At 75.2% G+C, this 23,824-nt stretch carries 10 protein-coding genes and 2 pseudogenes; 3 read left to right on the forward strand and 9 right to left on the reverse strand.

The window, feature by feature from the left end:
* Positions 1-65: 65 nt before the first annotated feature.
* From ABTZ99_RS07330 to ABTZ99_RS07365, 8 genes and pseudogenes are all read right to left on the reverse strand, one after another.
* The gene (locus ABTZ99_RS07330) at positions 66-917 is read right to left on the reverse strand and encodes a trypsin-like serine protease (RefSeq protein WP_499609040.1); all 852 of its coding nucleotides are present in this window, start codon (positions 915-917) and stop codon (positions 66-68) included.
* A gap of 214 nt (positions 918-1,131) precedes the next feature.
* Positions 1,132-7,203 (reverse strand): annotated as a pseudogene (locus ABTZ99_RS07335) (SDR family NAD(P)-dependent oxidoreductase); the annotation flags it as partial.
* Positions 7,204-7,214: 11 nt separating this feature from the next.
* A complete protein-coding gene (locus ABTZ99_RS07340; RefSeq protein WP_499609042.1) occupies positions 7,215-13,148 on the reverse strand; it encodes an SDR family NAD(P)-dependent oxidoreductase in 5,934 nt (1,977 codons plus the stop codon).
* Between the two features lie 9 nt (positions 13,149-13,157).
* A pseudogene (locus ABTZ99_RS07345) lies at positions 13,158-16,199 on the reverse strand (type I polyketide synthase); the annotation flags it as partial.
* Positions 16,200-16,256: 57 nt separating this feature from the next.
* Positions 16,257-19,160 (reverse strand): type I polyketide synthase, encoded by a 2,904-nt coding sequence (locus ABTZ99_RS07350; protein ID WP_499609044.1) that lies wholly within the window; start codon positions 19,158-19,160, stop codon positions 16,257-16,259.
* A gap of 150 nt (positions 19,161-19,310) precedes the next feature.
* On the reverse strand, positions 19,311-20,045 hold the full coding sequence (locus tag ABTZ99_RS07355; protein ID WP_499609047.1) for an SDR family NAD(P)-dependent oxidoreductase: 735 nt from the start codon (positions 20,043-20,045) through the stop codon (positions 19,311-19,313).
* On the reverse strand, positions 20,042-20,824 hold the full coding sequence (locus ABTZ99_RS07360; protein WP_499609049.1) for an alpha/beta fold hydrolase: 783 nt from the start codon (positions 20,822-20,824) through the stop codon (positions 20,042-20,044). The genes ABTZ99_RS07355 and ABTZ99_RS07360 overlap by 4 nt, the downstream gene beginning before the upstream one ends.
* Before the next feature lie 100 nt (positions 20,825-20,924).
* Positions 20,925-21,602 (reverse strand): molybdopterin-dependent oxidoreductase, encoded by a 678-nt coding sequence (locus ABTZ99_RS07365; protein WP_499609052.1) that lies wholly within the window; start codon positions 21,600-21,602, stop codon positions 20,925-20,927.
* A 58-nt stretch (positions 21,603-21,660) separates the two neighbouring features.
* Here ABTZ99_RS07365 and ABTZ99_RS07370 point away from each other — a divergent pair, with 58 nt between their 5' ends.
* Positions 21,661-22,260 carry a TetR/AcrR family transcriptional regulator gene (locus ABTZ99_RS07370; protein ID WP_499609054.1) on the forward strand — a complete coding sequence of 200 codons (600 nt, stop codon included), beginning with the start codon at positions 21,661-21,663 and terminating at the stop codon, positions 22,258-22,260.
* A 69-nt stretch (positions 22,261-22,329) separates the two neighbouring features.
* Here ABTZ99_RS07370 and ABTZ99_RS07375 read toward each other — a convergent pair whose 3' ends face one another.
* Positions 22,330-22,830 carry a winged helix-turn-helix transcriptional regulator gene (locus ABTZ99_RS07375; protein WP_499609057.1) on the reverse strand — a complete coding sequence of 167 codons (501 nt, stop codon included), beginning with the start codon at positions 22,828-22,830 and terminating at the stop codon, positions 22,330-22,332.
* Positions 22,831-22,883: 53 nt separating this feature from the next.
* On the opposite strand from ABTZ99_RS07375, the gene ABTZ99_RS07380 reads away from it, so the two are divergent.
* Positions 22,884-23,315, forward strand: coding sequence for a nuclear transport factor 2 family protein (locus ABTZ99_RS07380; protein ID WP_498778117.1), 432 nt, complete (start codon positions 22,884-22,886; stop codon positions 23,313-23,315).
* Positions 23,316-23,529: 214 nt separating this feature from the next.
* On the forward strand, positions 23,530-23,715 hold the full coding sequence (locus ABTZ99_RS07385; protein ID WP_499609060.1) for a hypothetical protein: 186 nt from the start codon (positions 23,530-23,532) through the stop codon (positions 23,713-23,715).
* Positions 23,716-23,824: the final 109 nt, after the last annotated feature.

Below are 23,824 nucleotides of genomic sequence, written 5' to 3' on the forward strand. Positions count from 1 at the left end.
GCCGTCGCTGGTGCTGCGCGTCCGCTGGTGCGCGGGGCGGCACGCCCCCCCCTCCGCCGTCGGCGTTACGGGAGGGTGGTGAAGGGGGCGAGGAACGAGCGGGCGGACGGGGTGTCCATGCGGTAGACGACGTTGGTCGCGTAGCACGGGGCGTCGCCGGTGATCGTGGTCGCCACCAGGACGCGCTTGCCGTCGATCGTGGCGAAGTTCGGGCCGCCGGAGTCGCCGTAGCACGCGCCGCCGTTGCCCTGCGCCTCCACCATCGACAGCCGCAGCCAGGTGTTGTTGAGCGCGTTGAAGCCGAGCGGGGCCTTCATCCGGGCGCCGCCGCCGGGGTGCGTGTGGCCGCCGGGGCCGTTCTGGGCTTCCTCGGTGCCGTAGCCGACGACGGTGTACTCGGCGGCGTCGAGCGCCTTCGGACCCAGCGCGTCGAGCTTGCCCGCGGTCGGCAGGGTGGCGGGCTTGAAGCTCCAGCGCGCCGCCAGCTGCTTGGCGGGCAGCTCGACGACCGCGATGTCGTGCGAGTCGGCGGAGTTGCCCGGGTAGGCCGGGTCGGCGTGGGCCACGCCCCGCACGCCGACCGCCGCCGCCTTCTGCGCCGGGGTCCCCGTCGCGGTGTCGAGCGCGGACTGCACGTCCTGCAGCAGCGAGACGTAGAACGTGACGTTCGACGGCCAACCGTCGACGCAGTGGGCCGCGGTGAGGAAGGTGTCGGCGTCGATCATCGTGCCGCTGCACACCCAGTCGACCCGGTCCGGCGTGGCGGGGTTGTCGTCGTTGTCCCAGGTCGCGACCAGGGCTCCGACCTCCGTCCGCTCCGGGGCGGGGGTGGCGTTGTAGGTGTTGATCGCGGAAGCGGGCGAAGCGGTCACGGCGGCCAGGGCGACGACTGCCGCGGCCACGGTTGCTGTGCGCATGTGCACTCCTTGCTCCGAGCGGCGTAGGCCCGGAATTCAACCCCTCGGAACCCCCGAACAACACCGGAGCGCGGTGGTTCACAGATGCCAGAGAACCGCGTACGGGCCACGAGGAGGCCGCGGCGGCCGGGAAGGTCCTCCGCGAGGAAGAACTCCACTCGTGGCCCAGCGTGAGCAGTTGGACGGCGGCGGGACCGGCCCGCCGCCGTCCTGTCTAGAGCCAGTACCGCTGTCGCTGGAACGCGTACGTCGGCACCGTCGTGCGGCCGTCGGTGGGTGACGGCGGCCAGTCGACCTCGCCCCGCACCCACCGGTGGGCGGTGTCCGTGCCCGTGGCGGTCGCCGCGGTGAGCACGGCCTCGTGCGGGCGACCCGTCGCCAGGGCGGTGAGGCCCGCCAGGTACCCCTCGCGGTCGTCGGCCACGACCACGGCACGGTGCTCCAGCGCCGTCCGCGAGGCCAGCGCGGCGCCGATGCCGCCCAGGTGCTCCTCCGCCGCGACGAACGCCGCCAGCCGTTCGGCCTGCGCCGCCAACGACTCCGCCGACCGCGCGGACAGCGGCCACGGCCCGGCCGCGAAGGGCGGCGGCGCCGGCGGCGGCACCTCCTCCAGCAGCACGTGCGCGTTGGTGCCGCTGATCCCGAACGACGACACCCCGGCCCGCCTCGGCCGCCCGGTCCGAGGCCACGGCTCCGCCGAGTCCAGCAGCGACACCCCGGACCACTCGACCCGGGACGACGGCACGCCGGCGTGCAGCGACCGCGGCAGCACGCCGTGCCGCATCGCCAGCACCATCTTGATCACACCGGCCACCCCCGACGCCGACTGCGTGTGGCCGACGTTGGACTTCAGCGACCCGAGCCGCAGCGGCCGCGCGCGGTCGCCGCCGTACACGTCGACCAGCGCCTGGGCCTCGATCGCGTCGCCCAGCGCCGTGCCCGTGCCGTGGCCCTCGACGGCGTCCACCTCGTCGGGCCGCAGGCCGGCGTTGGCGAGGGCCTGGGCGACGACCCGGCGCTGCGCGCCGCCGTTGGGCGCGGTGAGGCCGTTGGCGGTGCCGTCCTGGTTGAGCGCGGAGCCGCGCACCAGCGCCAGCACCGGGTGACCGTGCCGCCGGGCGTCGGACAGCCGTTCCAGCAGCACGAGCGCGACGCCCTCCGAGATGCCCATGCCGTCGGCGTCGTCGGCGAACGACCGGCAGCGCCCACCGGGCGACAGCACCCGCAGCTGGTTGAGCCCGACCAGCTCGGCCGGGCGCGCCATCACCGTGACGCCGCCCGCCAGCGCCAGCGTGCAGTCGCCCTGGCGCAGCGCCTGCGCGGCCAGGTGGAGCGCGACCGCGGACGACGAGCACGCCGTGTCGACCGTGATCGCCGGTCCGTCCAGGCCGAGCACGTGCGAGACCCGTCCGGACAGCACGCTGATCAGGTCGCCGGTCTGCAGGTGCGGCGCCAGTTCCGGGGTGGCGGGCGCGTCCGCGCCGTAACCCTGGTACCGGGTGCCCAGGTACACGCCGGTCCGGCTGCCGCGCAACGCCGACGGGTCGATGCCGGCGCGCTCGAACGCCTCCCAGCCCGTCTCCAGCACGAGCCGCTGCTGCGGGTCCATCGCCAGCGCCTCGTCCGGGCCGACGTCGAAGAACGCGGCGTCGAACGCGGCCGGGTCGCGCAGGAAGCCGCCTTCCTTCGTGCACGTGGTGTCGAGGCGACCGGGTTCCGGGTCGTACAGGCGGTCGAGGTCCCAGCCGCGGTCGTCGGGCAGCGGACCGATGACGTCCCGCTCGGCCTCCAGCAGCCGCCACAGGTCCTCCGGCGAGCGCACCCCGCCGGGCAGGCGGCAGCTCATCGCCACGATCGCGATCGGGTCGTCGTCGGTGACGGACGGTGCCGTGGGCGTCACCGGTTGCGCGCCGCCCAGTTCCGCCACCAGTCGGTCGGTCAGCGCGAGCACGGTCGGGTGTTCGAAGACCACCGTGGCGGGCAGCTTCACGCCGGTCGCGGCGGTCAGCCGGTTGCGCAGCTCGACCGACGTCAACGAGTCCAGGCCCAGGTCCCGGAACGGCCGGCCCAGCGGCACGTCGTCGCGCCGCAGCACGGCGGCCGCCGCCGCGTGCACGATCTCGCGCACCTCCCGCTCGCGCTGGTCCGGGGACAGCGCGGCGAGCCGGGTGGGCAGGTCCGCCGCGGTGGCCTCGACCGGATCCCCGACCTCGGCCAGCAACGGCCGCGGGCGGCTCGCGGAGAACACCGGCAGGAACCGGTCCCACGCCACGTCCACGATCGCCACGCAGGTGTCGTCGTTGTCCAGCGCTCGCCCCAGCGCCACCAGCGCCTGTTCGGGGTCCATCAGCGGCAGTCCCTGCCGCTCCGCGAGCCGCACCACCTCCGGCGGTCCGTCCGGGCCCCACCGGTCGGGCGTGTCCCACAGACCCCACGCGACGCTGAGCGCGTGCCGGCCGCGGTCCCGCCGCTGCCGCGCCAGCGCGTCCAGGTAGGCGTTGGCCGCCGCGTACGCGCCGTGGTCGCCGCTGCCCCACACGCCCGCGACCGACGAGAACAGCACGAACGCCTCCACGTCCGGCAGCAGTTCGTCGAGGTTCCGCGCGCCGGCCACCTTCGGCGCCAGGACCTGGGCGAACTCCTCGGACGTCGTGGTGCGCAGGGGATCGAGCCGGATCTCCGCCGCCGCGTGCACGACCACGCGCACCGGCCCGATCCGGTCGATCAGCTCCGCGAGGGCGTCCCGGTCGGCGATGTCGCACCGCGCCACGGTCAACCGAACGTCGGACTCCGCGCGCAGGGCCGCGAACGACGGCGGCTCGACGCCGGTCCGGCTCGTGCACACGACGTGCTCGGCGCCGTTGCGCGCGAGCCACCGCACGAGGTGCGGCCCGACCGCGCCGGTCCCACCCGTGACGAGCACGGTCCCGCCGGCGCGCCACGGCGAGCCTTCGCCCGCGGGGGCGCGGACCAGGCGGCGGACCAGCGTCGCGTCCGACCGCACGGCCACCTGGTCCTCGTCCGACCCGGACGCCAGCACGGCGGCCAACCTCGCCCGCACGCCGTCGTCGACCTCCGCGGGCAGGTCGACCAACCCGCCCCACCGGTCGGGGAACTCCAGGGCCGCGGTCCGGCCCAGGCCCCACAGCGCGGCGGCGTCCGCCGACGCCGGGGACTCGTCGGGTCGGGCCGCCACCGCACCCGAGGTCACGAACCACAGCGGCGACCGCGCGGCCCGGATCACCGCCAACGCCCGGTCCGGGTCCACCACCGTGCTCACGACGCGAGCCGCCTCGGGCAGCGAGACCCCGCCGCCGACCGGCACCGCGACCACCTCGCCGCCCAGCACCTCCCGCAGCCGCTCGCCGAGCGCCCGGTCCTCAGCCGGCACGACGATCACCGTGCTGCCCGCCACCGCCCCGGCCGGCGGTTCCCACGGCCGCCACGTCACGCCGTAGCGCCACTGGTCGTGGTCGGTCCGCCGACGTCGCCACCGGGACAGCACGGGCAGCGCGGGCGCCAGGGCCCGGGCCAGGTCGGGCCGACCGGGCGCGACGAGCCGGGCCAGCGCGTCCGCGTCACCGGCCTCGACCGCCGCCCAGAACCCCGCGTCCCGACCCTGCCCGACCGCCCCGGAGTCCAACCAGTACCGGTCGGGGCGGAACGCGTAGGTCGGCAGCGCGGTGACCCGGCCACCGGCCAGCGCGGGCGCGAAGTCCACCGCGGCGCCCGCGGCCCACAGCTCGCCGAGCGCGGCCAGCACGCGCGCCGGACCGCCGTCGCCGCGCCGCAGCGTGCCGACCGCCACGCCGGTCCGGTCCTCCAGGACGTCCTGGAGCGCGACCGTGAGCACCGGGTGCGCGCTCACCTCGACGAACACCGTGTGGCCCTCGGCCAGCAACCCGTGCACGGCCTCTTCGAACCGGACCGGCCGCCGCATGTTGTCGTACCAGTAGTCGGCGTCCAGCTCCTCGCCGCCGACCACGGCCGCCTCGACCGTGGAGTGGAACGGGATGTCGCCCGGTCGCGGCGCCAGGGGGCGCAGGTCCTCCAGCAGGTCGGCGTGCAGCACCTCGACCAGCGAGCAGTGCGTCGCCACGTCCGACCGGACCTTCCGCGCCTGGACACCCTCGGCCTCGCACCGGGCGAGCAAGGCGTCCACCGACGGCGTGGGCCCCGACACGACGATGGACGTGGGCCCGTTCAGGGCCGCCACGACGAGGTCGGTGCCGCGCAGGAGGGCCTGGACCTCCGCCAAGGGCAACGACACCGCGGCCATCGCCCCCTGACCGGACAACGCCCGCAGTCGCCTGCTGCGCAACGCGACCACGCGTGCCGCGTCGGCCAAGCTCAGCGCACCGGCCACGCACGCGGCGGCGATCTCGCCCTGCGAGTGCCCGACCACCGCGGACGGCTCCACGCCGTACGACCGCCACAGCGCCGCCAACGACACGTTGAGCGCGAACAGCACCGGCTGCACCACGTCGATCCGCTCCGCGGAGGGCGCGCCGGGCACGTCGAGCAGCACGTCCCGCACGTCCCAGCCGATGAACGCCGCCAGCGCCCGCGCGCAGTCGGCCATCCGGTCGCGGAACACCGGGCTGTGCTCCAGCAGCTCCACGCCCATGCCCTGCCACTGCGAGCCCTGACCGGGGAAGACGAACACCACACCGCCGTGCGAGTCCACAGTGGACACGGGCGTGACGCCGCGCGCCACGTCGCCCAACGCGGCGGCCAGCCCCTCGCGGTCACCGGCCACCACCGCGACCCGCGCGGCGAGGTGGGACCGCGTCGTGGCCAGCGACAGCGCGATGTCGGCCAACGGCGCGTCCGGCAGGGACTCGCGCAGCCGCGCGGCCTGCGCCCGCACCGCCCTCTCGTCGGTGCCGGACAGCAGGAACGGCAGCAGCCGGTCCGGCACGGGATCCGGGTGAGCGCCGACGGGCGCCTGCTCCAGCACCAGGTGCGCGTTGGTGCCGCTGAGCCCGAACGACGACACCGCCATCCGCCGCGGCCGACCGGTCTCCGGCCACGGCCGCCGCTCGGTGAGCAGCTCCACCGCGCCCGCGGACCAGTCGATCCGCGACGAGCGCGGGTCGGCGTGCAGGGTGCCGGGCAGGATTCCGTGGCGCAGCGCCAGGACCGCCTTGACCACGCCGGCGATGCCCGCGGCGAACTGGGTGTGCCCGATGTTGGACTTGAGCGATCCCAGCCACAGCGGCTCGTCGCGGTCCTGCCCGTAGGTGGCCATGAGCGCATCGGCCTCGATCGGGTCACCCAGGGCGGTGCCCGTGCCGTGCGCCTCGACCGCGTCCACGTCTGTCGCGGTCAGCCCGGCGTCGGCCAGCGCGGACCGGATCACCCGCCGCTGCGCCGCGCCGCTGGGCGCGGTGAGGCCGTTGGACCGGCCGTCCTGGTTCACCGCGCCACCCCGCACGACGGCCAGCACCTCGCGCCCGGCGGCCACCGCGTCCGACAGCCGCTGCACCAGGACCACCCCGACGCCCTCGGACAGCCCGATGCCCGACCCGTCCTCGCCGAACGCCCGGCAGCGCGCGTCGTCGGCCAGCGCGTGCTGCCGGGTCAACTCCACCAGCGCGAGCACGCTGGACATCACCATCGCGCCGCCGGCCAGGGCGGAGTCGCACTCTCCCCGGCGCAGCGACTGCACGGCCAGGTGCAGCGCGACCAGCGACGACGAGCACGCCGTGTCGACGGTGAGCGCCGGGCCCTCCAGGCCCAGGGCGTAGGCGATCCGGCCGGACGCGATGCTCCCCATCCGCCCGTTGCCCAGCACGCCTTCCAAGCCCGCGGGCACGGCGTCCCAGGCGGGCCCGTAGTCCTGGTGCCCGAGCCCGACGAACACCCCGGTCCGCGTGCCGCGCATGGCCGACGGCGCGAGCCCGGCCCGTTCGAACGCCTCCCAGGAGGCCTGGAGCAGCAGCCGCTGGTGCGGGTCCATCGCCTCGGCCTCGCGCGGGCTGATGCCGAACAGGTCCGCGTCGAACTCGGCGACGCCGTCCAGGTACCCGCCTTCGCGGACCGGGGTCCCGTTGGGCGAGTCCGCGTCGTACAGGCTCTCCAGGTCCCAGCCGCGGTCGCGGGGGAGCGGTCCGATCGCGTCCACGCCGTCGAGGACCAGTTCCCACAGGTCCTCCGGCGTGCGGACACCGCCGGGCAGGCGCACGGACATGCCCACGATGGCGATCGGCTCGTTCGTCGACGCGGTCTGCGCCGCGCGCAGCCGCTCGTTCTCCTTGAGCGCGGCGCGCAGGGCCTCGACGAGGCGGTCCTCGGTCACGACCGCCCTCCCAGCGCGCGGGCGATCAGGTCTTCGGCGCCCATGTCGTCGAGGGACTCCGGCCGCGGCGGGAACAGCTCGTCCCGGACCCGCACCGCCAGCTCGCGGGCGCTGGGGTGGTCGAACACCACCGTCGTCGGCAGGCGGAGGCCGGTGGCCGCGTTGAGGCGGTTGCGCAGCTCGACCGACGTCAGGGAGTCGAAGCCCAGCTCGCGGAACGGCAGGTCGCCGCCGATCCGGTCGCGGCCGAGCACGGCCGCCGCGTGCTCGCCCACCAGGGACAGCAGCACGCGGTCCCGCTCGCCCTCCGGCAGCCCCGCCAGCCGGTCCGGCAGCGCGGCCTCGGCGGCTCGCGGACGTCGGGCGACCAGGCCGCGCAGCAGCGGCCGGACCTCGCCCCGCCGGCGCAGCGCCGCGAGGTCGAGCCGCACGGCCAGCGTGGACGGCTCGTCCACGGCCAGCGCCGCGTCGAACATCGCCAGGCCCTTCGACACCGTGATGAGCGGCATCCCCGACCCGACGATCCGCCGGACGTCCCGCTCGTCCAACCCGCCCATCATGCCCACGCCGGGGTCCCACGGGCCCCAGGCCAGCGACACGCCCGGCAGCCCGAGCGACCGCCGTCGCTCGACCAGCGCGTCGAGGAACGCGTTCCCCGCCGCGTAGTTGGCCTGGCCCGCGTTCCCGAACGTCCCGGCGACCGACGAGAACACCACGAACGCCGCCACGTCACCGGCCAGCTCGTGCAGGTGCCACGCGGCGTCCACCTTGGGCTGCAGCGCCGCCGCGAGCCGTTCGGGGGTCAGCGCCTCGACCAGGCCGTCCTCGAGGACGCCGGCGGTGTGCACGACGGCGGTCGGCTCCACGTCCGCGAGCAGGTCCGCCACCGCCGCCCGGTCGGCGACGTCGCACGCCACCACCCGCACCGCCGCGCCGAGGCCCGTCAGCTCCGCCACGAGTTCCCGCGCGCCGGGCGCGTCCGGGCCGCGCCGCGACGTGAGCAGGAGGTTCCGCACGCCGCGCGCGGTGACGAGGTGCCTGGCCAGCACGCCGCCGAGCCCGCCCGTGCCGCCGGTGACGAGCACCGTGCCGTCGGGGTCCCACCGGCGTGGGACGGTCAGCACGATCTTGCCGACGTGACGGGCCGTGCTCATGAACCGGAACGCGTCCTTCGCCCGCCGGATGTCCCACGTCCGCACCGGCAGCGGCGTCAGCGCGCCGCTCGCGAACAGCGGCGCCAGCTCGGCCAGCAGCCGCGCGATGCCCGACGGCTCCACCCAGCCGAGGTCGAACGGCCGGTAGTCCACGCCCGCCGGGATCGTCGCCGGATCGCGCAGGTCGGTCTTGCCTATCTCCAGGAACCGGCCGCCCGGTCCCAGCAGCCGCAGCGAGGCGTCCACGAACTCGCCCGCCAGCGCGTTGAGCACCACGTCGACCGGCCCGAACGCCGCCTCGAAGTCGGTGGTCCGCGACGACGCGATGTGGTCGTCCGCGACGCCGAGATCGCGCAGCGCGCCCCACTTGCCCTCGCTCGCGGTCGCGAAGACCTCCGCGCCCAGGTGCCGGGCGATCTGCACGGCCGCCATGCCGACACCGCCCGCGCCCGCGTGCACCAGGACCTTCTCGCCCGCCTTGAGTCCGCCCAGCTCCACCAGCCCGTGCCAGGCGGTCAGGAACACCTGCGGCACCGACGCGGCGGTCGTCCACGACCAGCCGTCGGGCACCGGGGCGACCGACCGGGCGTCGGTGGTGACCTGCGTGCCGAACGCGCCCGCCGCCATGCCGAACACGCGGTCGCCGGGCCGCAGCCCGCTCACCTCCGGCCCCACTTCCACGACGACGCCCGCGGCCTCGTTGCCGAACAAGCCCGCGTCGCCCGGGTACATGTCCAGGGCGTTGAGCACGTCCCGGAAGTTCAACCCGGCGGCGCGGACCTCGACGCGCACCTGGTGGCCGGTCAGCGGCAGCCGCCGGCCCGGTGCCAGGACGAGGTTGTCGATGCTGCCCTTGGCGGCGGAGTCCAGGTTCCAGTCGGGCGCGTCCGGTGGCCGGAGGCCGGGTTCCAGCCGGGCCACCCGCGCCGCGCTCGGCACGCCCCGCCGCACGAGGACCTGCGGCTCGTCCACGGCCAGCGCCCGCGGCAGGGCGGTGACGTCGTCCACGTCCACGAGCCCGAACCGGCCGGGGTGCTCGGTCTGCGCGGACCGCACCAGCCCCCACACCGCGCGGGCCGCGACGTCGTCACCGTCGACGGCTCCCCGCGTCACGAACACCAGCCGCGACGGGCGCTCCTCGGCGAGCCACCGCTGGATGAGCTCCAGGGCCCGCGCGGTGAGCTCGTGCGCCGATCGCACCGGCTCGTCGCCGGCGACACCGACCAGCACCACGCCGTCCGTCAGGTCGGCGGCGACGGGGAAGCCCGCCTCCGCCAGCCCGAGCACGTCCGGCGCGAGCACGGTCGCGGTGGCCACACCGGTCGCGGGCACGGGCGTCCAGTCCAACCGGAACAACGCGTCGGTGTCGAGCCGGTCGGTGTCGACCGGGCGCACGACCAGCGAGTCGATCGACGCGACCGGTGTGCCGTCCGGCCCGGTCACGGTCACCCGCAGCGCGTCGCCGTCCGGCGTGAGCCGCACGCGAAGCTCCGCCGCTCCGGCCGCGTGCAGGGACACCCCGGTCCACGAGAACGGCAGCCGCACGCCGTCGCCACCACCGTCGCCGAGCAGCATCGCGTGCTGGGCGGCGTCGAGCAGCGCCGGGTGCAGGCCGAACCCGGTCGCGTGCACGCCTTCGGGCAGCGCGACCTCGGCGAACACCTCCGCGCCGCGCCGCCACGCCCGCCGCAGCCCCTGGAACGCCGGCCCGTACCGGAAGCCCCGGGCCGCGAAGTCCTCGTAGTCGACGTCGAGCGCCTCCGCGTCGACCGGCGGCCAGCTCTCCTCGAACGGCGCGGGCGCCGTTCCCCCGGCGGTGACCGCGCCCGCGGCGTTCCTGGTCCACGCGTCGGCGCCCTCGGGCCGCGAGTGGACGGTGACGGCACGCAGCCCGTCCGCGTCGGCCGGGCCGACGCGCACCTGCACGCGGACCGCGCCGCGGTCGGGCAGGACCAGCGGCGCGACGAGCACCAGGTCCGCGACCCGGTGGCACCCGACTTCCTCGCCCGCCCGCAGCGCCAGTTCCAGCAGCGCCGTGCCGGGCAGCAGCACGCGGTCGAGCACGGCGTGGTCGGCCAGCCACGGGTGGGTCCGGGTGGACAGCAGCCCGGTGAACAGGGCGCCCTCGTCGTCGGGCAGGTCGCCGCCCGCGCCCAGCAGCGGGTGCGGCGCGTCCGGCCCGGCCTGGCGCGGGTCGGGCCAGAACCTCCGGTGCCGGAACGGGTAGGTCGGCAGCTCGACCGGACGCGGGTCGGCGCCGTCGCACAGCCGCTCCCACGCCACGGTCGCCCCGTGCACGTGCACGGCGGCGAGCGCGGCCAACGCCGCCTCGTCCTCGGGCTCGTCCTTGCGCAGCAGGGGAATCGCGTGGTCCACGGACTCCTGCGCCAGGGCCGACAGCACGCCGTCCGGGCCGAGTTCGAGCACGGTCGTCACACCCTGCTCGGCGAGGGTGCGCAGGCCGTCGGCGAACCGGACGGTCTCGCGCACGTGCCGCACCCAGTACTCCGGGTCGGTCACGTCGCCGGTCGTGTTCGGCACCAGGCGCAGCGCGGGCCGGTGGTAGACCAGGCCGCGGGCGACGGCGCGGAAGTCCGCGAGCATCGGCTCCATCAGCGGCGAGTGGAAGGCGTGGCTGACCTTCAACCGGGTACCGCCCCGCCCCTCGGCCACCGCGAGCACCGCCTTCTCGTCGCCCGCCACCACGACCGACCGCGGCCCGTTGACCGCGGCGATCGACACCCGGTCGTCCAGCAGCGGCCTGATCTCGTCCTCGCTCGCGCGCAGGGCGATCATCGCGCCGTCACGCGGCAGCGCGGCCATCAACCCCGCCCGCGCCGCCACCAGCCGGCAGGCGTCCTCCAGGGAGAACACCCCGGCGACGTGCGCGGCGGCCAGCTCGCCGATCGAGTGGCCCAGGACGAAGGCCGGCCGGACCCCGAGCCACGACACCAGCCGGAACGCCGCGACCTCCAGCGCGAACAACGCGGGCTGCGCCCAGCCGGTGCCGGCGAGCAGGTCGGCGTCCGGACCCCACACCACGTCGCGCAACGGGCGGTCGGTGTGCTTGTCCAGCAACGCCGACACCTCGTCGAACGCCTCCGCGAACACGGGGAACCGCTCGTGCAGCCCACGCCCCATGCCCAGCCGCTGCGAGCCCTGCCCGGCGAACACGACGGCGAGCGGCTCGTCGGTCGCCACGCCCTCGGCCAGCTCCCCGTCCGGCAGCAGGACCGCGCGGTGGGCGAAGGACGCCCGGCCCGCGGCGAGGGTGCGGGCGACGTCGACGCCCCGGCGCCCGGCGGCGGCCTCGCGGACCCGGGTCTTCAGCTCCGCGAGCGCCTCGGGGGTCTTGGCCGAGACGGGCCACGGCACGACGGTCGCCGATCCGCCGCGGGTCGTCGCCTCCGGCGCCTGTTCGAGGATCACGTGCGCGTTCGTGCCGCTGATCCCGAACGACGACACGCCCGCCCGACGCGGCCGGCCGGTGTCCGGCCACGGCGTGTTCTCCGCCAACAGCCGCACGGAGCCGGAACCCCAGTCCACCGAGGTGGCCGGCGCGTCGGCGTGCAGGCTGCGCGGCAGCACGCCGCGCTGCATCGCGGCGATCATCTTGATCATCCCGCCCACGCCGGCGGCGGCCTGGGTGTGGCCGATGTTGGACTTGAGCGAGCCGAGCCAGAGCGGCTGCGCCCGGTCCTGGCCGTAGGCGGCCAGCAGGGCGGTCGCCTCGATCGGGTCGCCGAGCGTCGTGCCGGTGCCGTGCGCCTCGACGGCGTCCACTTCGGACGGTCGCAGGCCCGCGCTGTCCAGGGCGGCGCGGATGACGCGTTGCTGAGCGGGGCCGTTGGGCGCGGTCAACCCGTTGGAGGCGCCGTCCTGGTTGACCGCGGAGCCCTTCACCACGGCGAAGATCCGCCGCTCGTGGCGCAGCGCGTCGGACAGGCGTTCCAGGACCAGCACCCCCGCGCCCTCCGCCCAGGCGGTGCCGTCGGCGCGCTCGGAGAACGACTTGCACCGGCCGTCGGCGGCCAGGCCGTTCTGCGCGGTGAAGGCGGCGAACAGGTCGGCCGTCGCCATGACCGTCACGCCGCCCGCCAGCACCAGGTCGCAGTCGCCGTTGCGCAGCGCCTGCGCGCCCCAGTGCACGGCGACCAGCGACGACGAGCAGGCCGTGTCGATGGTGACGGCGGGCCCCTCCGCGCCCAGGGTGTAGGCGAGCCTGCCCGAGAGGACGCTCAGCGCGTCACCGGTCGTGGAGTAGAGCAGCCGCACGTCGTCGGGCGCGTCCCTGGCGACCAGCGAGTAGTCGTGCCCCGACGCGCCGGCGAACACGCCGGTCCGGCTGCCGCGCAACGACGTGGGGTCGATCCCCGCCCGTTCCAGCGCTTCCCACGCGACCTCCAGCACGAGCCGCTGCTGGGGGTCCATCGCCAGCGCCTCGCTGGGCGCGATGCCGAAGAACGCGGCGTCGAACCCCGTGGCGTCGTCGAGGAAACCGCCGACCAGGGCACGGCTGCGGCCCGGGTCGTCGCCGGCGAGGTGCTCCAGGTCCCAGCCGCGGTCGGTGGGGAACGGCGACATCGCGTCGCGGCCGGACTCGACCAGCCGCCACAGGTCGTCGGGCGAGGTGACGCCGCCGGGGAAGCGGCAGCCGATCCCCACGACGGCGACGGGCTCGGACGCGGCCGCCACCAGCCGCTCGTTGTGCCGCCGCAGCCGTTCGACCTCCTTCAGCGAGGAGCGCAACGCCTCGACGTACTCGGTCGTGCTCATGGAGCTCCTCTACTTCGCGAGGGTTTCGGTGGCCAGTCGGAGGAGGTCCTCGGCGCCGAGGTCGTCCAGGTCGGGTGTGCCCGCGTCTTCCAGGCCGAGCAGCGCGAGCACGCCCGCCTGCCGCAGCCTGCTGACGGGCATCGCGGCCAGGGCCGCGCGGATCGGGGCGTCCGGGTCGGTGCTCGTGGAGCCGCCGAGGAGTTCGGCGACGTGCGCGGCGACGGCGGCGGGGGTCGGGTGGTCGAACAGCAGGCCGACCGGCAACCGGACCCCGAACACCGCGGCCAGCCTGGTGCGGAGGTCCACCGCGGTGACGGAGTCGAACCCGGCGTCCTTGAACGGCCCGTCCGGCGGGAGGTCGGCCGCGCGGTCGAGCCCCGACACCGCGGCGGCCTCGGCGCGGACGCGCGCCAGGATCGCGTCGGGGTCGGACCAGTCGGACGGCCGTTCGTCGGTCCGGTCGGCCGGGAGGTCCTCGGTCGTCGGGTCCGCGATGACCGCGGCTTCGGGTGCGGGCGCGAAGTGGCGGCGTTGGAAGGCGTAAGTCGGCAACTCCGCGCCGGGGCCGCCGCGGATTCCCCAGTCCACCGGCACGCCGCGCACGTACGCCTCCGCCAGCGCGGTGGGGAAGCGGTCGCCCTCGTCGCGGCGCAGCGAGCCCAGCGCGACGGCGGCCGGTGCGGTCTCCAGCACGGCCGACGTCAGCACCGGGTGCGGGCTGACCTCGATGAACACCCGGTGACCGTCCTCGACCAACGCACGGGTGGCGTCCTGCATCAGCACGGTCCGGCGCAGGTTCGCGAACCAGTGGTCGGCGTCGAAGACCTCCAGACGACCACCGGTCACCGTGGAGTAGACCGGGATGCCCGGCGCGCGGGGCCGGAGGGGAGCGAGCGCCTCGGCCAACTCGGCGCGCACCACCTCGACCTGCGGCCCGTGGGAGGCGTAGTCCACGGGCAGCACGCGCACGCGGATGTCCTCGCGCGAGCAGGCGTCCCGCAGTTCCCGCAACGTCTCCGGCGGACCGGAGACGACCACGGACACCGGGCTGTTCACCGCGGCGACCGCGAGGCCGTCGCACAACTCGCGCACCCGTGCCGCCGGGGCCGCCACCGACATCATGCCGCCGAGCCCGGACAGCCGCGTCAACGCCCGGCTGCGCAACGCGACCACCCGTGCCGCGTCGTCCAGGTCCAGCGCCCCGGCCACGTGCGCGGCGGCGATCTCGCCCTGCGAGTGCCCGACGACCGCCGCCGGCTCCACGCCGTTCGACCGCCACAGCGCCGCCAGCCCGACCATCACCGCGAACAGCGCGGGCTGCACCACGTCCACCCGGTCGAGCCCGACCCCGTCGACCAGCGCCGCCCGCAGCGACCAGTCCACGTGCGGCGCCAACGCCTCGCCGCACCCGTCCACGGCAGCGGCGAACACCTCCGACGACGCGAGCAGCTCCCGGCCCATCCCCGGCCACTGCGCGCCCTGGCCGGGGAAGACGAAGACCGGTCGGTCGGCCGCGTCCGCCACGACCCCGCTGACCACACCCGGCCGTCCCCCGGCCAGGGCGTCCAGGTCAGTCACGTCCCGCACGACCGCCCGGTGCGCGAACCGCGTCCGGGCCGCCAACGTCCGCGCGACGTCCGCGGGCTCGGCGGGCCGGGCCTCCAGGTGGTCCCGCAAGCGCGCCGCCTGCGCGCGCAACGCCTCGGCGGACTTCGCCGACGGCAGCCACGGCCCGGCGGGTCCACCCTCGGCCGGCGACCCGCCGGGCGCCTGTTCGAGGATCACGTGCGCGTTCGTGCCGCTGATCCCGAACGACGACACGCCCGCCCGCCGCGGCCGACCGGTGTCGGGCCACGGGCGAGGCTCCCGCAGCAGCCGGACGTCACCGCTGGCCCAGTCCACGTGGGACGAAGGTGTGCCGACGTGCAGCGTGCGCGGCAGCTCGCCGTGCCGCAGCGCCATGACCGCCTTGACGACACCCGCGACACCGGCCGCCGCCTGGGTGTGGCCGATGTTGGACTTGAGCGAGCCCAGCCAGAGCGGCCGCGCGCGGTCCTGGCCGTAGGTGGCCAGCAGGGCGTTCGCCTCGATCGGGTCACCCAGCCGGGTCCCGGTGCCGTGCGCCTCGACGGCGTCCACTTCGGACGGTCGAAGGCCCGCGTCGTCCAGCGCGGCGCGGATGACGCGTTGCTGGGCGAGGCCGTTCGGGGCGGTGAGGCCGTTGGACGCGCCGTCCTGGTTGACCGCCGAACCCCGCACGAGGGCGAGGGCGCGTCGGCCGGACGCCCGCTCCAGCACCAGCACGCCGACGCCCTCCGCCCAACCCGTGCCGTCGGCGTCGTCGGAGAAGGCCTTGCAGCGCCCGTCCGGCGCGAGCCCGCCCTGCCTGCTGAACTCGACGAACGCCGACGAGCGCGCCAGCACGCTGACCCCGCCGACGATCGCCAGGTCGCACTCGCCCGCCCGCAGCGACCGCGTCGCCACGTGCAGGGCGACCAGCGACGACGAGCACGCCGTGTCGAGCGTGATCGCCGGTCCTTCCAGGCCCAGGACGTAGGCGACGCGACCGGACAGGACGCTGGACGCGCTGCCGGTCATGGCGTGGCCGTGGAGGTCGCCGGACGCGGCGGCGGGCTGGTCCCAGTGGTGCGCGCCGACGAACACGCCGGTCTTGGTGCCGCGCAACGACAAGGGGTCGATCCCGGCCCGTTCCACCGCCTCCCACACCACCTCCAGCAGCAGCCGCTGCTCCGGGTGCATGGCCGCCGCCTCGCGGGGCGAGATGCCGAAGAAGGCGGCGTCGAACCGCGTGGCGCGGTCGACGAACCCGCCGTTGCCGGTGGCGCTGTCGGCCTCCAGCCGGGCCAGGTCCCAGCCGCGGTCGGTCGGGAACCGGGAGACCGCGTCGCCGCCGGACGCGACCAGGTCCCACAGCGCGTCCGGCGAGTCGACGCCGCCGGGCAGCAGGCACCCCATGCCGACGATCGCGATGGGCTCGCGCGCCTCCAGGTCGCGGATGCGCTGCCGTGCCGCCCTCAGGTCCGCGGTGACCCGTCTGAGGTAGTCGACCACCTTCTGGTCTTCCGACACCGGTTTCCCCCTGCGGGTCTAGGTGGTCTCGAACTCTTCGTCGATCAGGTCGAGCAACTCCCGGACGGTCGCGGTCGCGATGTCGGCCGGCAGCGCGGGTGCGGTGGGGGTGCCGGCCAGGTGTTCGGCGAGCAGCGCGGGCGTGGGGTGGTCGTAGACGAGGGTGTCGGGCAGCCGGCGGCCGGTGTGGGCGCTGAGGCGCTCGGAGAGCTCCAGGCAGGCGAGCGAGTCGAACCCGGCCTCGGAGAACGCCAGCTCGGCCGCCACCGGATCCCGCCGCCCGAGCACCGCCGCCGCCTCGGCGCGAACCAGGTCGAGCAGGGACCGCGCCTGTTCGGCGGCTGCGTTCTCGTGCGGGGGCCGGGCCGGTTGGGTTCGTGCGACTGCGCTCTCGTGAGCGGCCGGGCCCGGTTCGGTAGCCGGTCGGGATTGCACTGCCTGCCTGGGCCAGTGGCGTTCCTCCTCGAACGCGTACGTCGGCAGGTCGACGTGCCCGGCGTCGCCGAAGAACTCGCGCCACCGCACCGGCACGCCCGCCACCGACAGCCGCCCCAGCGCCACCGCGAACGACTCCGCCTCGTCCCGGTCGGCGCGCAGCACCGGCACCGCGGGCACGTCGCGGACCAGCGCCGTCAACGTCGAGCCGGGTCCGGCCTCCAGCACCGCGTCGACCCCCGCTCGCACCAGCGCGGCCACGCCGTCGGCGAACCGGACGGTCCCGCGCACGTGCCGCACCCAGTAGTCCGGCGTGCCCAGCTCCGCCCCGGCGAGCGCGCCGGTCAGGTTGGACACGACCGGCAGCCGCGGGGCCCGGTAGGTCACGCCCTCGGCGGCCCGGCGGAAGTCCTCGAGGACCGGCTCGACCAACGGCGAGTGGAAGGCGTGCGAGACGCGCAACGGCCGCGTGCGCCGCCCCAGGCCCGCGAAGTGCGCGACCACCCGCCCCACGGCCCCGGCGTCACCGGCGACCACGACCGACCGCGGCCCGTTGACCGACGCGAGCGACGCCGCACCGGTCAGCACCGCCTCCGCCTCGGCCTCGGTCGCCTCCACGGCCGCCATCGCGCCGCCGTGGGGCAGTGCGTCCATCAGCCGGGCGCGCGCGGTGACCAGCGCGGCCGCGTCGGCCAGGTCGAACACCCCGGCCACGTGCGCGGCCACCAGTTCGCCGACCGAGTGGCCCCCGACGAACGCCGGCGCGACACCGAAGTGCTCCAGCAGCCGGTACAGCGCCACCTCGACGGCGAACAGGGCCGGCTGCGTCCAGCCGGTGCGGTCGAGCAGCTCGGCGTCCTCGCCCCACACGACCTCGCGGAGCGGCCGTTCGAGGTCGAACGCGCCCGCCACGGCGTCGAACGCCTCGGCGAAGCACGGGTGCGTCCGGTGGAGCTCCAGTCCCATGCCCAGCCGCTGCGAGCCCTGCCCGGGGAACAGGACGGCACACCGACCGCCACCCCGCACACCTCGCGCGACCTCGTGGGAACCTCCGGGCAGCAGGACGGCGCCGTGGCGGAGCCCGGCCCGTCCCACCGCGAGCGTCCGCCCGACCGCCGCGGGGTCCAGGCCCGCCGCGGCGGTGGTGAGGCGGGCGATCTGGGCGTCGAGCGCGCTTTCGGTCGCTGCCGAGACGATCCAGGGCACGGCGGCCCCGGTCGCCGCTCCCGGTGCGCCCGACCCGTCAGGTGCCTGCTCCAGCACGACGTGCGCGTTGGTGCCGGCGATCCCGAACGAGGACACACCGGCCCGGCGCGGCCGCCCGGTGTGCGGCCAGGCCCGGCCCTCCCGCAGCAGCTCCACCCCTTTCCAGTCCAGGTGCAGCGGGGTGGTGACGTTCCGGGTCGCCGGCAGGGCGCCGTGCCGCAGGGCCATCACCATCTTGATCACACCCGCGACACCGGCGGCGGCCTGCGCGTGCCCGATGTTCGACTTCAGCGACCCCACCGCCACTGACCCCCGCCCGAAGACCGAGATCAGCGCCCGCGCCTCGACCGGGTCGCCGACCCGCGTGCCGGTGCCGTGCGCCTCGACGGCGTCGACGTCGGCGGGCGCGAGGCCGGCGTCGTCGAGCGCCGCCCTGAGCAGCCGTTCCTGGGCCGGACCGCTCGGCGTGGTAAGCCCGTCGGTGGCGCCGTCGTGGTTGACGGCGGTGCCGCGCACCAGTGCCAGCACCCGCCGCCCGTTGCGCACGGCGTCGGAGAGCCGCTCCAGCACCAGCACGCCGACGCCCTCGGCCCACGTCGTGCCGTCGGCGTCGGCGGAGAAGACCTTGCACCGCCCGTCCGGCGCCAACCCGCCCTGCCGCCCGTGCGCCTCGAACGCCAGCGACGTCGACATGACCGCCACCCCGCCGGCGAGCGCGAGGGACGTCTCGCCCGTGCGCAACGACCGGACGGCGCAGTGGACCGCCACCAACGACGAGGACGACGACGTGTCGAGCGTGAGCGCCGGCCCGCCCATGTCCAGGAAGTGCGCCACCCGTCCCGCGACCAGCCCGGGGGACAGCCCCGTCAACGCTCGTCCCACCAGGTCTTCCCCCGACCGGTCGACCACCGCGGCGTAGTCGGACCACCCGGCGCCGAGGAAGACGCCGGTGTCCGGTCCGCCGGCGGTGTCCGGCGCGATCCCGGCATGCTCCAACGCCTCCCACGCGGTGACCAGCGCCAGCCGCTGGTGCGGGTCCGCGGACACCGCCTCGCGGGGTGACATCCGGAAGAAGTCCGCGTCGAACCCGGCGATGTCGTCCAGGAACCCGCCGACCACGTCCCGGTCCCAGCCGCGGTCGGCAGGCGCCGGCCCGACCGCCTCACGTCCCTCGGCGGCCAGCCGCCACAGCGCGTCGGCCGACCGCACCCCGCCGGGGTACCGGCACCCGATCCCGACGACCGCGATCGGCTCGGCGTCCACCCGAACGGCACCCGCCACGAAGCCCCCCAGGTCGTCCCAGCGCGTCCGGCACAGCCTGGGAACTTCGGCTTGAGCGCCACTGTCACAGCGCCTTAGCCGCTGGTGAGCCCGCGAATCCCTCTCCAGCAGGAGAACCGCGTTGGCCCTCCCGCTCACCACCGGAAACGGTCAGGTGGACCGATGCACGGCCAGCGGTGCGAAGCTCTGCGACACCGGCATCAGCTCGATCGTGTTGACGTTGACGTGAGGCGGCTGCGCGGTCACCCACTCGACGGTCGCCGCGATGTCGTCGGCGGTGAGCGCGGCCGTGCCCCGGCTGACCGCGGCGGCGCGGGGCTGGTCGCCGGCGAAGCGCACCAGCGAGAACTCCGTGCCCTCGCACAGGCCCGGCTCGACGCACGTCACCCGCACCGCGCTGCCGTGCAGGTCGGCGCGCAGGTTCAGGCTGAACTGCCGGACGAACGCCTTCGTCGCGCCGTAGACGTTGCCGCCCGGGTACGGGTAGGTGCCCGCGATCGAACCGATGTTGATCACGTGCCCGCGGTCGCGCGCCACCATGCCCGGCAGCACGGCGCGGGTGCAGTGGACGAGCCCCCGGCAGTTGGTGTCGAGCATCCGGTCCCAGTCGGTGAGGTCCGCTCGGTGCGCGGGGTCGAGCCCCAGGGCCAGGCCCGCGTTGTTGACGAGCACGTCGATGTCGGCGTACGCGGCGGGGAGCGTGGCCACGGCGTGCCGCACGGCCTCCGGGTCCCGCACGTCCAGCGCCAGCGGCAGGATCCGGCTGCCGGCCGGGATGCGCTCGACGCGACGGGCCGCGGCCACCACGCGGGCGCCCGCGGCGGCGAAGCGCCGGGTGATCGCCGCGCCGAACCCGCTGCTCGCGCCGGTGACGAGGACGATCACGCCGTCACCTGCCCCAGCAGCGCGGCCAGCGCCTGGTTGAACTCGGCGGGGCGTTCCAGGTTCGGCAGGTGGCCGGCGCCGTCGATGACCGCGAGCGTCGAGCCGGGGACGCGGTCGCTGAGGAACACGGCCTCGGAGACGGGGGTGAACTCATCGGCGCTGCCGACCACGACGAGGGTCGGCACCTGGATTGCACCGAGCAGGTCGGTGTAATCAGGCCGCTCGGCCCGGCCCCGCAGCGCGGCGGCCGCGCCCTCGGGCGGAGCCGCCCGCATCATGGCCAGCACGTGCGCCTTCACCTGCGGATCGGCGTCGGGAGCGACCATCTTCGGCAGCAGTTCGGCCGCGTGGTCGGCCATGCCGTCGCGCAGCACCCGGTCGGCGATCGCGTTCCGGCTCGCCTTGCCCTGAGGCGTCTCGGCGGGCGCGGACGTGTCGGCCAGCAGGAGGCCGCGGATGCGGGACGGGAACCGGCGGACGCATTCGAGCACGACCTGGCCGCCCATGGACAACCCGCCGAGGACGAACCGGTCGATGCCCAGGGCGTCGGCCAGCGCGGCCAGGTCGTCGGCGAAGTCGCCGAGCGGGGTCACCCCGGGCACGACCGTGCTCGCGCCGTAGCCGCGGAGGTCCGGTGCGACGACCCGCCAACCCGGCCAGGTCAGCTGCGGTGTCCACATGGAACGGTCGAACGGGTGGCCGTGCACCAGCAGGAGCGCGGGGCCGGTGCCGGTGTCGGTGTAGTCGACGGTGATGCCGTTTACCGAGATTGTGCTCACGGTCCGAGGCTAGGTTCGGCGCACACCTCAGTGCAATAAAAACAATGCTCTCGGTGCAATGACACGGTGCTGGACGACCCCCGACATCGCCCCGGCGTTCCTACGGTGTCGCGGGCGTGTCGTCGTACCGGTGGCGGACCCCGGGCAGCAGTGCGCGCCAGATCGGGCGCCAGAGCGGGCCGGGCAGGTACCGGCTGCGTTCCTCGCGCGCGACGCGACCGCGCGGGTGCGCCGCCCACTTCGCCGAGCCCGGGTCGAACGTGGGGGAGTACTCGATGGCGCACACGTGCTTGACGCTCTTGTAGCCGTAGTGGGCGGGCGCGACCAGGCGGACGGGAGCGCCGTGGTCGGTGGTGAGCGCCGCCCCGTCGAGGTGGTCGGCGAGCAGCACGTCGTCGGCGAGGGCGTCGTCGAGGCGCAGGCAGGACCGGTACCCGTCCACGCCGGTGAAGGTGACCCAAGCGGCCGTCCGCGCGACGCCCACCTCGTCGGTCAGCGTCTCGTGGACGTCGCGGAACCGCACGCCCTCCCAGCGCAGGTCTCGTGCGCTCCACGTGGTGACGCAGTGCAGGTCGGCGCGCTGCTCGTGCCGCGGGTGGACGCCGAGCAACTCGCCGAGGGGGCGCTGCGCGGGACGTTCGACGAAGCCGGTGACGGTCACGACCGGGCCGGTCGGCTCCTGGGGGCGGACCCGGGCGAACTGCGGCAGCCCGAACCGACGCAGGGGAGCGGGCACTTGACCGGGCGGCAACGGCGGGCTGTCCGACCTGCTGACCATGATCGCCTCATCCTTTATTGGAATGCTCGCTCTAGAATACCTCCTCTAGGCTGACGGCATGTCCAGGCGTCGGGTGCACAGCGACGACGTGATCCTCGACGCCACTCGCGACCTGCTGGTGCGAGGCGGTCCGGACGCGGCGACCACGGGCGCGATCAGCGCGCTCAGCGGCGCGCCCACCGGGTCGATCTACCACCGGTACGGCTCACGCACGCGCCTGTTCGCCGAGGTGTGGCTGCGCACCGTCACCCGTTTCCAGGCCGGTCTGCTCGCCGCCACCACCGGCTCCGGGCTCGAACGGTTGCTCGCGGCGGCCGACTGGACCGTGGAGTTCGCGGTCCGCCACCCCGCCGACGCCCGGCTGCTGCTCCAGGCCGACCGGGCGCAACTGCTCGTCGAAGCCGAGCTGCCGCCGGAGACCCGGCGGGCGCTCACCGACCTCAACGCTCCCGTGGCGGAGCTGATCCGCGACCTGGCGACCGAGCTGTTCGGCACGGCGGCGCCCGAGCACGCGGAGCTGGTGTCGATCGCCGTGGTGGACGTGCCCTACGCGATCGTCCGCCGCCACCTGCGCCGCGGGACCTCACCCGAACCGCACCGCGACCTCGTCGCCACCACGGTCCGCGCCCTCGTCGAATCCCGTGCCGTGCGGCCGTGAGGCGAACGGGCGTTCAGCACGGGGGCGCGGGCAACCGAGTGCCCTCCGCGGACGTCCACTGTGGAACGGTCACGTCCTGGGGCCGAGCCGGGTGGACAACAGCGCGGTTCCCCTGTCGGTGCGGCCACCGGGGCCGGCGTGGAAATCGACCTGGCTCAAGGCGAGCGGGTCACCGCAGGCCGAGCAGGTCACCTCGGCCGTGGCCACCTCGCCGCAGGTGTGGTGCCGGACCACCAGCGGCGGGCCTTCCTCGGCGGACTCCCAGCGGTCGCCCCACGCGGTCAGCGCGAGCAGGATCGGCACGAGCTGCCGTCCCTTCTCGGTCAGCGCGTACTCGTAGCGATCCGGCCGCCGCGAGTACCGCTCCCGGACCAGGACTCCGCCGGTCACCAGTCGCTCCAAGCGGTCGGTGAGCGTGTTGGTGGCGACGCCCAGGTCCTGCTGCAACTCGTCGAACCGGCGCAGGCCCAGTGCGATGTCGCGCACCACCAGCAGCGACCACGGGTCGCCGATCAGCGCGGCCGACCGGGCGATCGAACAGGCCATCCCGGCGAAGTCCGTGCGTGTCATGACCTCAGCCTAGTGGCTTGCAAGTTGCAAGTCACCAGGTTACGGTCCCGATCATGTACCACGCGACCGTGCGGGCGATCATCAGAAGGACGTGGCGGCGGATGCACGCGGGCGACTACGAGGCCGCCGTGTCGATGGCCGCACCCGACATGAGGTTCCACTTCGTCGGCGATACCGCCCTGGGCGCCGAGACGCGCGGCCGGAACGCCTTCCGGGCGTGGTTCGACCGGTTCACCGAGCACCTGCCCGACGTCCGACTCGCGCTGACCGACGTCGTCGTCTCCGGCTGGCCCTGGTCCACCACCGTGGCGGCCAGGCTCCGGGTCGCCGGGACGCTGGACGACGGAACCCCTTACGAGAACCAGGCGATCCAGTGGGTGACACTGCGTTGGGGACGCGTCGTCGACGACGTGGTGCTGGAGGACACCCTCGCCCTGGACCGCGCGCTGCGCCGGCAGTCGCAGCTGCGCGCGACCGCACCGTGAGGTCGAGCGGGATCGACGACGAGTCAAGCGACTCGCGACCTTGGTACCGGATCGCGTGGTGGACGGTGTTCTCACGGCACGCGACGTGATCTTCCTGTCGGATCGAGCACGATCCCTCCCCCCGCGAGGGTGAAAAGCCCTGACCCTGGTGGCAGTTCCCCTGCCGCTCGGTCATGGTTGCGGTAATGGGCGCACCGTACGGGAGGTGGGAACCATGACCTCGTTCCGAGTGGACTGGGAACCGTTCATCGAGTCGCTGCACGAGGCTGCCCGCCCGGGGGACCGCGGGGCGGCCGGCCTCCGGGAGGTCGACGGCGGGGTCGATGCCAATCCGCCCAAGGGCGTGCCGAACGCGGCCGATGTCGTCGGCGCCGCGCCCACCCGATCCGACGCCGCGTGAACCCACGCCCGGCCGACCGCACGATGCCGGGGTAGGCGTCGAGAACGCGTTACCGCGCACACGACCGCGTGACACCCTCCGGCGGGTCATCCGAACGTGACTTCCTGCC

This window comes from Actinosynnema sp. NPDC002837, from assembly GCF_040295345.1.
GTDB lineage: Bacteria > Actinomycetota > Actinomycetes > Mycobacteriales > Pseudonocardiaceae > Actinosynnema.

Bases quoted from the DNA above. Each gene is read 5' to 3' on its own strand.
- ABTZ99_RS07330 (WP_499609040.1), bottom strand. From the start codon at position 917: ATGCGCACAGCAACCGTGGCCGCGGCAGTCGTCGCCCTGGCCGCCGTG.
- ABTZ99_RS07340 (WP_499609042.1), bottom strand. From the start codon at position 13,148: ATGAGCACGACCGAGTACGTCGAGGCGTTGCGCTCCTCGCTGAAGGAG.
- ABTZ99_RS07365 (WP_499609052.1), bottom strand. From the start codon at position 21,602: ATGGTCAGCAGGTCGGACAGCCCGCCGTTGCCGCCCGGTCAAGTGCCC.
- ABTZ99_RS07370 (WP_499609054.1), top strand. From the start codon at position 21,661: ATGTCCAGGCGTCGGGTGCACAGCGACGACGTGATCCTCGACGCCACT.
- ABTZ99_RS07375 (WP_499609057.1), bottom strand. From the start codon at position 22,830: ATGACACGCACGGACTTCGCCGGGATGGCCTGTTCGATCGCCCGGTCG.
- ABTZ99_RS07380 (WP_498778117.1), top strand. From the start codon at position 22,884: ATGTACCACGCGACCGTGCGGGCGATCATCAGAAGGACGTGGCGGCGG.
- ABTZ99_RS07385 (WP_499609060.1), top strand. From the start codon at position 23,530: ATGACCTCGTTCCGAGTGGACTGGGAACCGTTCATCGAGTCGCTGCAC.